Genomic DNA, 10,876 nt, shown 5'->3' on the forward strand with positions numbered 1-10,876 from the left:
CCAAGATAGTGGAAGTCGCCCACCGATGCAAAACACCAAGCTCTTGCTAACCAGCCTCACCCTCGTGGGACTGCTCGCACTCGCCGGTTGCTCGTTTCCCGGGGTTTACAAAATCGACATCCAGCAGGGCAATGTCGTCACGCAGGACATGATAGACCAATTGCGCCCCGGAATGACCCGTCGGCAAGTAAGGTTTATCATGGGCAACCCCCTGCTCCAGGACACCTTCCACACCAACCGCTGGGACTATCTGTATAGCCTTCAGCCCGGTGGTGGCCGGCGCCAGCAAGAGCGCATGAGCATCTTCTTCAACGACAACGACCAACTGGTCAGCCTGGCCGGCGACTTCATGCCAGGCGTGAGCCGCGACCAGGAAATCCTTGGTGGCAGCGGCGATACCCGCGTCAGCCCGGCCCAACAGCCTGGCCAACCCGCTGAGAAACCGGCCAAGGCAGGCTCGCTGGAAGAGTCGATCCAGAAAGAGATCGACACCATCCAAACGACCCCGGTTCCGACCCCAGCCCCGCTGGAAACCTCGCCTCAGTAACCACAGGCGTAGACGAAAAAGCCCGGACATTATCCGGGCTTTTTTTATGCGCGCCTTCGTCAGCTATAAAGTTGCTTGGCGCGCTGGCAGAAGGCATCGACCATCGTATTGGCCGCTTGGTTGAACAACGGCCCGAGCGTTGCACGGACCAGGGCACCGGCATAATCGAACGACAAGTCCAGGCTGATCTTGCAGGCTTTCTCGCCCAAAGGCTTGAACACCCACACCCCATGCAACTGGGTGAACGGCCCCTCCTCCAGGTTCATCTCGATGGACTGCCCCGGCACCAGCACATTACGCGTCACGAACTGCTGGCTCATCCCGCCCTTGGCCACTTCGAGCTTGGCGCGCATCTGCGTGTCACTGGCCTCGATCACCGTCGACGCCGAGCACCACGGCAAGAACGCCGGGTAGCTGGCCACATCATTGACCAAGTCGTAGAGCGCCTGGGCGGGGTAAGGCAGCAGGGCCGAGCGTTGAATATGGGTAGTCATCCAGGCGTCACTTCCAAACTGGGCGGTGGCGCATCGCAGCGCCGGAAAATCGATTCCGTTCAACGGAACAGCCCCTGCATTGTCCGGGATTAGTCCTACAGGCTCAAGCACACCTAAACCCCATAGCCGAGGACGCAGCGACTGCCTATAATGCCGCCCCTATGGCTAAGCAAAAGAAACATCCGACCGGGACCATCGCGCAAAACAAAAAAGCGCGACACGATTACTTCATCGAACACAAGTTCGAGGCCGGGCTGGTCCTGTCCGGCTGGGAAGTAAAAAGCCTGCGGGCCGGCAAGGCACACCTGACCGACAGCTACGTATTGCTGAAGGATGGCGAAGCCTGGCTGTTCGGCAGCCACATCACACCGCTGACCACCGCCAGCACCCACGTCATCGCCGATCCCATCCGCACCCGCAAGCTGCTGCTGAACAAGCGCGAGCTCGAGCGCCTGGAAGCGGCCGTGGCGCAAAAAGGCTACACCTGCGTGGCGATGTCGCTGTACTGGAGCAAGCACCTGATCAAGTGCGAAATCGCGCTCGGCAAGGGCAAGAAGGAGTTCGACAAGCGCGACACCGTGCGCGAACGCGACTCCAACCGCGAGCTGCAGCGCACCATGCGCAACAAGGGCAAGGAAGAGTAACGTCCTGCCCACGCGGTCGCGTGTAGGAGCGGCCTTGTGTCGCGAAAGGGCTGCAAAGCAGCCCCCGACGATCTTGAGTGATGCAGATATCTTGAGGGCACTGCGCGCCCTTTTCGCGACACAAGGCCGCTCCTACAAAAATCGCGCAAGCCGCAAGCGGGCGAGCACTCAACGCCCGCTGCGCCGCTCCGCCCGCGCCACTCGCTGAGCCTCTTGCTGCGCCTCTTCCAGCACCTCCTGCACATACAGAATGTGCCGACTGGACACCTCCCGCGCCTCATCGGCACGCCCCTCGACGATTGCCTCGTACAGCTCACGGTGCTGACTGATCAACATGTCGCGCGTCTCTGAACGCTGCTGGTACATGCCGCCGATATTGGTGACCACGTTACGCTTGAGCAGATCGAACAGCCCACGAATGGTGTGCAACAACACGGCATTGTGGCTGGCCTCGGCGATAGCCAAATGGAAACGCGCATCGGCCGCGCCCTCCTCTGCCCGGTCGACTTCACCGACCCGGTTATAGCAATCCTGCAACGCATCGAACGCCACCTTCAGGCGTTCGCGGTCCGGCGCAGTGGCGCGCTGCGCCGCGTAGTAGGCGCAGGACGCTTCGAGGGTATGACGAAACTCCAGCAGGTCGCGCTGCGCCTCGGGGCTGCCTTCGAGCAGCTTGAGCAGCGGATCGCTGAAGGTCGAACCCAGCGAGTCAGCCACGTAGTTACCGCCGCCCTGGCGACTGACCAGCAAGCCTTTAGCCACCAGCTTCTGGATCGCCTCACGCAACGACGGGCGGGACACGCCGAACTGTTCAGCCAAGGTGCGCTCAGCCGGCAGGCGCTGACCAGACGTCAACGTGCCTTCGAGAATCATCCCTTCCAAGCGATCGACGATATCGTCGGACAGGCGCCGTTGGCGGACCTGATCAAAAACCATCACATGCTCTCCACGAACCCCGGAGGTGCTGAGCCGGGGCGCCTATTCTGCGCCTAACCGGCCCCTCCCGACACCCATCAGATGGCGTTTTTCACCACCCCTCAGTCGCCCACTCATCGGCCTGCGACCAAAGTTTTCCCTCGGACAAATTGACACACCCATGAAGTGGCTTTTAACCTAGCGCCCAGACATTGTAAATTGGTCTTACCAATTATCCAATGCCAGTGCCTTGACCAACAACAATTAGGGGCCACCCGTATGCAAACCTGGCAACAACTCTATACCCCACTCGGTAGTCTCGGCCTGTCCGCACTGGCGGCGGTCATTCCTATCGTGTTCTTCTTCCTCGCCCTCGCCGTGTTCCGCCTCAAGGGCCACGTCGCAGGCAGCATTACCCTTGCACTGTCCATCCTAGTGGCGATCTTCGCCTTCCACATGCCGGTCGACATGGCCTTCGCTGCCGCAGGCTATGGCTTCCTCTACGGCCTGTGGCCAATCGCCTGGATCATCGTTGCCGCGGTGTTCCTGTACAAACTCACGGTCAAGAGCGGCCAGTTCGAAGTGATCCGCAGCTCGGTGCTGTCGATCACCGACGACCAACGCCTGCAAGTGCTGCTGATCGGCTTCTGCTTCGGCGCCTTCCTCGAAGGCGCAGCCGGCTTCGGCGCGCCCGTGGCGATCACCGCCGCACTGCTGGTGGGCCTGGGCTTCAACCCACTGTACGCCGCCGGCCTGTGCCTGATCGCCAACACCGCCCCGGTGGCCTTCGGCGCCCTCGGCATCCCGATCATCGTGGCCGGCCAGGTCACCGGCATCGACGCCTTCCACATCGGCGCCATGACCGGCCGCCAACTGCCGCTGCTGTCGCTGTTCGTGCCGTTCTGGCTGGTGTTCATGATGGACGGCCTGCGCGGCGTCAAGGAAACCTGGCCTGCCGCCCTGGTCGCCGGCCTGAGCTTCGCCGTCACCCAGTACTTCACCTCGAACTTCATCGGCCCAGAGCTGCCGGACATCACCTCGGCACTGGCCAGCCTGATCGCCCTGACCCTGTTCCTCAAGGTCTGGCAGCCCAAGCGCGCCTTCAGCGAGGCCCACGGCAGTGTGGGCGCCGCCGTGGTGCAATCGGGCGGCAGCCAGCCGACCCCGTACAGCTTCGGCGAGATCTTCAAGGCCTGGTCGCCGTTCCTGATCCTCACCGTGCTGGTCACCCTCTGGACCCTCAAGCCGTTCAAGGCCGCGTTCGCTCCAGGCGGCGCGATGTACAACTTCGTCTTCAACTTCGCCATCCCGCACCTCGACCAACTGGTGATCAAGACCGCGCCGATCGTCGCCGCCCCCACCGCCATGCCTGCGGTGTTCAAGCTCGACCCGATCTCGGCCACCGGCACGGCGATCTTCCTCTCGGCGCTGCTGTCGATGCTGGTGCTCAAGATCAACATCAAAACTGGTCTGACCACTTTCAAAGAAACCCTCTGGGAACTGCGCTGGCCGATCCTGTCGATTGGCATGGTGCTGGCCTTCGCCTTCGTCACTAACTACTCAGGCATGTCCTCGACCCTGGCCCTGGTCCTGGCCGGCACCGGCGCTGCGTTCCCGTTCTTCTCGCCGTTCCTCGGCTGGCTGGGCGTGTTCCTGACCGGCTCCGACACCTCGTCCAACGCCCTGTTCAGCTCGCTGCAAGCCACCACCGCGCACCAGATCGAGGTCAACGACACCCTGCTGGTCGCCGCCAATACCAGCGGCGGCGTGACCGGCAAGATGATCTCGCCGCAGTCGATCGCCGTGGCCTGCGCCGCCACCGGCCTGGTCGGCAAGGAGTCGGATCTGTTCCGCTTCACCGTCAAGCACAGCCTGTTCTTCGCCACCATCGTCGGCCTGATCACCCTGATCCAAGCCTACTGGCTCACCGGCATGCTGGTTCATCACTAAAGTGAAAGGGGCCGGGCGCCCAGACGCGCCCGGCATCACCTTCAACCCACGCTGCGAGAATCCATGATTATTTCCGCCTCCACCGACTATCGCGCCGCGGCCCAACGCAAGCTGCCTCCTTTCCTGTTCCATTACGCCGACGGCGGCGCCTACGCCGAACACACCCTGCGCCACAACGTTTCCGACCTGGCCAGCATCGCCCTGCGTCAGCGCGTGCTGAAGAACATGTCGGAACTGAGCCTCGAAACCCGCCTGTTCGACGAAACCCTGAGCATGCCCGTGGCCCTCGCCCCGGTCGGCCTCACCGGCATGTACGCCAGGCGTGGCGAAGTGCAGGCGGCCCGTGCAGCAGCGGCCCACGGCATTCCGTTCACGATGTCCACGGTCTCGGTCTGCCCAATCGAGGAAGTCGCCCCGGCCATCGACCGGCCGATGTGGTTCCAGCTTTACGTGCTCAAGGACCGCGGTTTCATGCGCAACGCCCTGGAGCGCGCCAAGGCCGCCGGAGTGAAGACCCTGGTGTTCACCGTCGACATGCCCGTGCCCGGCGCGCGCTACCGCGACGCCCACTCCGGCATGAGCGGCAAGCACGGCCCGCTGCGCCGCGTGCTGCAAGCCATGACCCACCCCGAATGGGCCTGGGATGTCGGCGTCATGGGCCGCCCCCACGATCTGGGCAACATCTCCAAATACCGTGGCAACCCCACCGGGCTGGCTGACTACATCGGCTGGCTGGGAGCCAACTTCGACCCGTCGATCTCGTGGAAAGACCTGGAGTGGATCCGCGAATTCTGGGACGGCCCGATGATCATCAAAGGCATTCTGGATGCCGACGACGCCCGCGACGCGGTCAAGTTCGGCGCCGACGGCATCGTCGTCTCCAACCACGGCGGGCGTCAGCTCGACGGCGTGCTGTCCAGTGCCCGCGCGCTGCCGGCCATCGCCGATGCGGTCAAGGGCGACATCAAGATCCTCGCCGACTCGGGCATCCGCAGTGGCCTGGACGTGGTGCGCATGATAGCCCTGGGCGCCGACAGCGTGCTGATCGGCCGCGCCTTCCTGTATGCCCTGGCCACCCACGGCGAAGCCGGGGTAAAGAACCTGCTGGAGCTGTTCGAAAAAGAAATGCGCGTGGCCATGGTGCTGACCGGCGCCAAATCCATCAGCGAGATCACCCGCGACTCGCTGGTCCGCGAACTGGGCGCCTGAGCGCGCCCCCACCTGATTCCGCCTGAATGACCGGGGTACGCCGCGCACCAGACGCCGCGCCCCCGCGAGGAGACTGCATGAGCCTGCCCGCCGCGTTCCTGCGCGATGCCCAGCGCCTGATCCCCGCCGAACGCCGCTTCGACGACCCCACCTCGACCCTGGCCTTCGGCACCGACGCCAGCTTCTACCGGCTGATCCCCAAGCTGGTGGTACGGGTCGAGTCCGAGGAGGAAGTGGTCGCGCTGCTGCAACTGGCCCAGCGCGACCGCGTGCCGGTGACCTTCCGCGCCGCCGGCACCAGCCTCAGCGGCCAGGCCATCAGCGATTCGGTGCTGATCGTGCTGGGCGACAACTGGAGCGGCAAGGAAATCCGCGCCGAGGGCGAGCAGATCCGCCTGCAACCCGGCGTGATCGGCGCCCAAGCCAACGCCTGGCTAGCCCCCTACGGGCGCAAGATCGGCCCAGACCCGGCCTCGATCAACGCCTGCAAGATCGGCGGCATCGTCGCCAACAACGCCAGCGGCATGTGCTGCGGCACCGCGCAGAACACCTACCACACCCTGGCCGGCCTGCGCCTGGTGCTGGCCGACGGCACCCGCCTGGACAGCGAAGACCCCGCCAGCGTGGCCGCCTTCGAACGCAGCCACGCCAGCCTGCTCGACGAACTCGCCCGCCTGGGGCGCGAAACCCGCGCCAACACGGAACTTGCCGAGCGCATCCGCCACAAGTACCGGCTAAAAAACACCACCGGCCTGTCGCTCAACGCCCTGGTGGACTACGACCAGCCGCTGGATATCCTGCAACACCTGCTAGTCGGCTCCGAAGGCACGCTGGGCTTCATCAGCGCCGTCACCTACAACACCGTGCCCGACCACCCGCACAAGGCCAGCGCCCTGCTGGTGTTCCCCAGTGTCGAAAGCTGCTGCCGCGCGGTGACCGTGCTCAAGCGCCAGCCCGTCTCGGCGGTGGAACTGCTCGACCGGCGCAGCATGCGCTCAGTGCAAGCGATGCCCGGCATGCCGACCTGGGTAAAAGGCCTGTCGGACAACGCCTGCGCGCTGCTGATCGAATCCCGCGCCGCCAGCCAGAGCCTGCTGCACGAACAGCTCGAACAGGTGATGGCCGCCATCGCCGACTACCCGCTGGAGCAAAAGGTCGACTTCAGCGAAGACCCGGCGGTGTACAACCAGCTGTGGAAAATCCGCAAGGACACCTTCCCCGCCGTCGGCGCCGTGCGCCAGACAGGCACCACGGTGATCATCGAGGACGTCACCTTCCCCGTCGAGCAACTGGCCGAAGGCGTCAACCGCCTGATCCAGCTGTTCGACAAGCACCGCTACGACGAAGCGATCATTTTCGGCCACGCCCTGGAAGGCAACCTGCATTTCGTCTTCACCCAAGGCTTCAACAGCGCCGCAGAAATCGCGCGTTACCAGGCCTTCATGGATGACGTGGCGCAACTGGTGGCGGTGGAGTTCGGCGGCTCGCTCAAGGCCGAGCACGGCACCGGGCGTAACATGGCGCCGTTCGTCGAGCTGGAGTGGGGCCAGGACGCCTACCAACTGATGTGGACGCTCAAGCGTCTGCTCGACCCCCACGGCATCCTCAACCCCGACGTGGTGCTGAGCAGCGACCCGGACATCCACCTCAAGCACCTCAAACCGCTGCCCGCCGCCGACGAAATCGTCGACAAGTGCATCGAGTGCGGCTTCTGCGAGCCGGTATGCCCGTCCAAAGGCCTGACCCTGAGCCCACGCCAGCGCATCGTGATGTGGCGCGACATCCAGGCCAAGACCCGCGCCGGCCTCGACACCCGCGAGCTGATGCAGACCTACCAATACCAGGGCATCGACACCTGCGCCGCGACCGGTCTGTGCGCCCAGCGCTGCCCGGTAGGCATCAACACCGGCGAGCTGGTGAAGAAATTGCGCAGCCAGGCCGCCACGCACCTCAAGACCGCCGACTGGCTGGCCGAGCACTTCCCCACCACCCTGCGTGGCGCGCGCCTGACCCTGGCCGCCGCCAACGGCGCGCGCAAGCTGCTCGGCGCCCCACGCCTGGCGCGCCTGAGCGCCAGCCTGAGCAAAGCCAGCAACAGCCGCCTGCCACAGTGGACCCCGGCGCTGCCGCAACCCCTCAAGCCCATCGACTTCGGCCCCGCGAGCAACGACGCGCGCCCGCGCGTGGTCTACCTGGCCGCCTGCGTCTCGCGCGTGATGGGCCCGGCCTACGCCGACCGCGAGCAAAGCTCGCTGCTGGACAAGACCCGCGCCCTGCTGGAAAAGGCCGGCTACCAAGTGGTGTTCCCCGGCAACGCCGACAGCCTGTGCTGCGGCCAACCGTTCGCCTCCAAGGGTTACCCCGAGCAGGCCGAGCACAAGCGCCAGGAGCTGATCGCCGCGCTGCTGCACGCCAGCCGCGGCGGCCTCGACCCGATCTACTGCGACACCAGCCCCTGCACCCTACGCCTGGTGCAAGACCTGGGCGAAACCCGGCTCGACCTATACGACCCGGTGCGCTTCATCCGCACCCACTTGGTCGACAAGCTGGAGTTCACCCCGCAGGAGGAACCGGTGGCCGTGCATGTGACGTGCAGCACCCAGCACCTGGGCGAAAGCCAGGCCCTGATCGACCTCGCACGCCGTTGCAGCAAGCAGGTGGTGATCCCCGAAGGTATCCACTGCTGTGGGTTTGCCGGCGACAAGGGCTTCACCACGCCGGAGCTCAATGCGCACTCGCTGCGCACGCTGAAGGATGCGGTGCAGTATTGCAGCGAAGGGATTTCCACCAGCCGCACGTGCGAGATCGGCTTGTCGAGCCATAGCGGGATCGACTATCACGGCCTGGTGTACCTGGTAGACCGCGTGACCCGCGCGCGCAGCCTCTAAAGCATCCGGGCCGCCCACGCGGCGGCCCGGCAAATGATCCCGAGAACCCGCCACACCTCGTGTAGGAGATCACCCAGCCCTTTGGGCTGCGCTGTCGCGCAGAGAACTGATTTCGCAAGCGCTCCGCGTACCCTGTGGGAGCGGCGGTTCGGCGCCCCGACTTGCCCGCGAAGCAGGCGACTCGGTGGATGGCACCGGCTTTGCCGGTGTTCGCGGGCAAGCCCGCTCCCACAGTCCCCTGCCAAATCAGAAAGTGGTGTGCAGGGCTATGAAAGCCGGCTCCCGGCGAATGATCGACAGCACTCACACGGCGCAAAGCAACAGACCTTTCCCACCAAAATCTCAGACCGAGCCGAATATGCCCCGCTTGCCCCGGAAGGCATCGTGCGCAGGACTATGAATCGTGCTCTCAAGCCAGGGAAACGGACTCAACCATGCAAATCGAGAAAACGTACCAACGCGTGACGCAGCATGGTGTTGTCTTCGACGTAAACGAACTCCTCATAACATCGGAGCACTGCTGCCAACTGCGAAGCATGGCTCTGCCCTTTGTGCACAAACACCACTATCAGATCATTGAAAAGATCGCTGAGCTCTAGGACCGAATGCAGGCAGGCGACCTGCCCTGCCTCATGCAAGTCGCAGTATCTCGCCCACTCACTCGACAACAAGGCGACCTACTCAATGAGCAGCGCCAAAGCGTCAGCGACCTTGTCGGCGCCCTGGCAGGCAAAGCCACGGCATCCGTGCTGGGGGGCCCAGCAGGCTTGGTCGGCAGCCTGATTGCAGGCACCGCTGCTGGTTCTTACGTAAATCGGGCAGCCAAGGCACGTCTGCCTACGTTCCACGTCGGCGGTGTATTAGTGCTTTTGTCAGCCCAGGTGAGTGGCGGCATCGGCCCACAAACATCCACGCTGCTGCTCATCTTATGAAGGAAACGCACATGCCAGAGCTTTACCTGATCGGTTACCTATTGGCCACAGCCGTCCTACTCGACTGGCTATGCCGCTCGATAGCGTTACGCAGAACGCTGTACGTCGCCTTCATGGCCATTGCCATCACAAGCTGCAACCAACTGGGCGAACGGCAAGTACTGCAACTCGATGGCGGGCAATGGGCTTTGCTGTTCGCGCTTGCGGGCCAGCGCCTGCTGTTCAAACGCTCGCGCTATTGGCGTGACGGCGAAGACTGAGCCAACCAACCAACCATCACTACCTGATCCCGCCCGGTTATCGCGAGCCCCTGCTTGCCCTGCGAAGAGGCTCCAAAACTCGTAAGACATTTCCGAACGTACGAGCAGATGCTTCTGCCAAACGCACCTTCAGACCTATCCTACGCAACTGTCGGAAGCAGCTACGTTGTCGGGCAAGAGACTCAGGAATAACTTCACCGGGTCGCCTTATTGGGTGACCGGGTGTGAGAATCCTGTAGTTTCAAGAAATTCAGCGTTTGCTTTATGGCAGCCGTGTGCGGGCAGGCTTCGGTCTGACCGGGTTTCTTGTGCCCCGGATTCTCACCCCGTCCACGGCTGCCACCCTTCGGCTTGTGAGATTGCTCGGCGGGTGGTGCTTCCCCACGGCAGCACAAGAGATTCACCCCATGAAAAAAATCGTCCCGGATCCGCCCCGCGTACTTAGCTACCTAACCCTGTCCTCCGACCTCTCCCCCGAAGATGCGAGCACCGAAGCCGAAGCGTTGATGATCTGCCTGCATCAGATCCTCGACCTGTACTTCGACAGCAGCGACCAAGACAAGCGCCAAACACTCATCAACACCAGCCTGTACCTCAGCCAGCTCCTGCAACCCCTTACCCGCCATGCAGCAGGAGCCCAGCCATGACCCAGCAACCCCGACACTGGCAAACCGCAGGCGTCACCGCCTGTCTGGAGTTTTGCCGCATCCAGCCCGGTATCCCTTTCGAGCATGCTTTCAGCGAGTTGTCGGTCCTGCTCGGCTGCGTCCGCCACCTCACCCGCGAAGCCGAAATGGAAAGCGACCTGATCGCCGGCAGCTCAGCCCGGATTCTCAGCGCCCTGGCCAAGGCCCTGATTGATGACATGGAAATCGGTTTGCAGCGCAAAACCTGATGCCGCCTCCACCCGCTCCCTCTGTGGGAGCGGGCTTGCCCGCGAAGAGGCTCCAAACCTCGTAAGACATTTCCGAACCTACGAGCAGATGCTTCTGCCAAAAGCACCTTCAGACCTATCCTACGCAACTGTCGGAAGCAGC

The 10,876-nt window shown here is 63.5% G+C and carries 10 protein-coding genes; 8 read left to right on the top strand and 2 right to left on the bottom strand.

The genetic code is table 11. The features are described 5' to 3' along the window. Positions 1 to 25 precede the first annotated feature (25 nt). Positions 26 to 547 carry an outer membrane protein assembly factor BamE gene (locus FEM01_RS21565; protein ID WP_138221485.1) on the top strand — a complete coding sequence of 174 codons (522 nt, stop codon included), beginning with the start codon at positions 26 to 28 and terminating at the stop codon, positions 545 to 547. A gap of 59 nt (positions 548 to 606) precedes the next feature. Here the strand turns inward: FEM01_RS21565 and FEM01_RS21570 are convergent, their stop codons facing one another. Continuing rightward, a complete protein-coding gene (locus tag FEM01_RS21570) occupies positions 607 to 1,041 on the bottom strand; it encodes a type II toxin-antitoxin system RatA family toxin (protein ID WP_138221486.1) in 435 nt (144 codons plus the stop codon). 161 nt (positions 1,042 to 1,202) lie between these two features. Here FEM01_RS21570 and smpB point away from each other — a divergent pair, with 161 nt between their 5' ends. Further along, positions 1,203 to 1,685, top strand: coding sequence for an SsrA-binding protein SmpB (gene smpB / locus FEM01_RS21575; protein ID WP_011532120.1), 483 nt, complete (start codon positions 1,203 to 1,205; stop codon positions 1,683 to 1,685). Between the two features lie 168 nt (positions 1,686 to 1,853). On the opposite strand, the gene FEM01_RS21580 is transcribed toward smpB, so the two are convergent. Continuing rightward, positions 1,854 to 2,621, bottom strand: a complete 768-nt coding sequence (locus FEM01_RS21580; protein ID WP_138221487.1) for an FCD domain-containing protein — start codon at positions 2,619 to 2,621, stop codon at positions 1,854 to 1,856. Between the two features lie 258 nt (positions 2,622 to 2,879). On the opposite strand from FEM01_RS21580, the gene FEM01_RS21585 reads away from it, so the two are divergent. From FEM01_RS21585 to FEM01_RS21610, 6 genes are all read left to right on the top strand, one after another. After that, positions 2,880 to 4,550 (top strand): lactate permease LctP family transporter, encoded by a 1,671-nt coding sequence (locus tag FEM01_RS21585; protein WP_138221488.1) that lies wholly within the window; start codon positions 2,880 to 2,882, stop codon positions 4,548 to 4,550. Positions 4,551 to 4,613: 63 nt separating this feature from the next. Further along, the gene (gene lldD / locus FEM01_RS21590; RefSeq protein WP_138221489.1) at positions 4,614 to 5,759 is read left to right on the top strand and encodes an FMN-dependent L-lactate dehydrogenase LldD; all 1,146 of its coding nucleotides are present in this window, start codon (positions 4,614 to 4,616) and stop codon (positions 5,757 to 5,759) included. Positions 5,760 to 5,836: 77 nt separating this feature from the next. Beyond that, the gene (locus tag FEM01_RS21595; RefSeq protein WP_138221490.1) at positions 5,837 to 8,647 is read left to right on the top strand and encodes an FAD-binding and (Fe-S)-binding domain-containing protein; all 2,811 of its coding nucleotides are present in this window, start codon (positions 5,837 to 5,839) and stop codon (positions 8,645 to 8,647) included. 943 nt (positions 8,648 to 9,590) lie between these two features. Next, positions 9,591 to 9,839, top strand: a complete 249-nt coding sequence (locus FEM01_RS21600) for a hypothetical protein (RefSeq protein WP_138221491.1) — start codon at positions 9,591 to 9,593, stop codon at positions 9,837 to 9,839. 407 nt (positions 9,840 to 10,246) lie between these two features. Further along, entirely contained in the window at positions 10,247 to 10,486 is a 240-nt protein-coding gene (locus FEM01_RS21605; protein WP_138221492.1) for a hypothetical protein, read from the top strand. Continuing rightward, positions 10,483 to 10,734 (top strand): DUF3077 domain-containing protein, encoded by a 252-nt coding sequence (locus FEM01_RS21610; RefSeq protein ID WP_138221493.1) that lies wholly within the window; start codon positions 10,483 to 10,485, stop codon positions 10,732 to 10,734. The genes FEM01_RS21605 and FEM01_RS21610 overlap by 4 nt, the downstream gene beginning before the upstream one ends. The last annotated feature ends 142 nt before the right edge of the window (positions 10,735 to 10,876 follow it).

The sequence above is a fragment of the Pseudomonas mosselii genome (genome assembly GCF_005796105.1).
Taxonomy (GTDB): Bacteria; Pseudomonadota; Gammaproteobacteria; order Pseudomonadales; family Pseudomonadaceae; genus Aquipseudomonas; species Aquipseudomonas mosselii_C.